This window comes from Vibrio sp. 1249-1 (genome assembly GCF_033340495.1).
In genome coordinates, this window is record NZ_JAWOWJ010000902.1 from 1 (window position 1) to 575 (window position 575).

The window sequence follows — 575 nt, forward strand, 5'->3', positions numbered from 1 at the left end:
AGCCCTATCACTTTAGAAGCGCTCCATATCTTGGATGCGATAGATCGCAGAGGCAGCTTTGCGGCAGCGGCAAATGAGCTCGATAGAGCACCATCTTCACTGAGTTACCAAATCCAAAAGCTCGAACAAGATCTCGACATCAATATTTTTGACCGTTCAGGACACAAAGCGCTCTTTACGGAAGCGGGTAAGCTCATTTTGGAAAGAGGGCGTGCAATTCTGCAAGCGAGTGAAAAGTTAGTGAATGATGCGACTTTACTTGCTAACGGTTGGGAGTTGGATATTACTGTTGCGTTTGATGGCATCATTCCAATTTCAAACTTCTTTCCGATGGTGGATGCGCTGGCGGAAGTAAGCTCGACACGCATTAGGCTGCAAGAAGAAATTCTTGCAGGAAGCTGGGAATCTCTGAATACAGGAAGAGCTGATCTGCTTGTGTGCCCTTCGTTGGATACGTTACCGCAAGAAGTGAAAGCAGAGAAAATTGGCAAGATGTCCATGATTTGGGTTGCGGCAACCGAGCATTACGTTCACAAACGCAGTGGCGAGTTTGATGATGCAGCAAGAGAGAAATA

General features: G+C 46.6%; 1 protein-coding gene. It reads left to right on the forward strand.

The features are described 5' to 3' along the window. Positions 1 to 575, forward strand: a 575-nt coding sequence (locus tag R7Z50_RS29580) for a LysR family transcriptional regulator (RefSeq protein WP_318150025.1), incomplete at both ends; no start/stop codon positions are given.